Raw genomic sequence first — 533 nt, 5'->3', positions numbered from 1 at the left:
TTCAACGATCGGCTACCTGAGTCCGATCGACTACGAGCAGGCGTTCATCACTGCCCGTACACTCATCCCTATGAACCCCTGATCGGTGTCCACGAAATCGGGGGAACCCCACAGCCTCTCTGGCGGATCGACGGAGCGGGCGCCGCACCCAGCGGCGGACGCTCGATCCGCACCGGCTGCAGCAGGCCGTGGAACTCCGGCACCAGCGCCTGCACCTCCGCCCTATCGCTCGGCTGCTGCGGGCTCCCTTCTCCACCGTGGCCAGAGCCCTCAACCGTCTCGGTCTCGGTCGCCTGAAGAGTCTGGAGCCCAAACCACCGGTGCAGCGGTACGAGTGGGAGCGCCAAGGCGACCTGATCCATGTGGATGTCAAATCCCTGGCCAGGTTCCGGAAGGTGGGCCACCGCATCACCGGTGATCGACAGCAAGGGCGCTCCTACGGCGTCGGCTACGACAAGGTTCACGTTGCGATCGACGACGCCACCCGCCTGGCCTACGTCGAGGTCTTGCCCGACGAGAAGGCGCCGACCACG

The 533-nt window shown here is 65.9% G+C and carries 1 pseudogene; it reads left to right on the top strand.

Features of this window, described 5'->3' with window-relative positions:
* Positions 1–188 precede the first annotated feature (188 nt).
* A pseudogene (locus ACLD7X_RS18235) lies at positions 189–533 on the top strand (IS481 family transposase); the annotation flags it as partial.

Origin of the sequence: Aphanothece microscopica RSMan92 (genome assembly GCF_046613545.2) — a bacterium.
Lineage (GTDB): Bacteria > Cyanobacteriota > Cyanobacteriia > PCC-6307 > Cyanobiaceae > NIES-981.
This window is presented reverse-complemented; position numbering and strand designations above follow the sequence as displayed.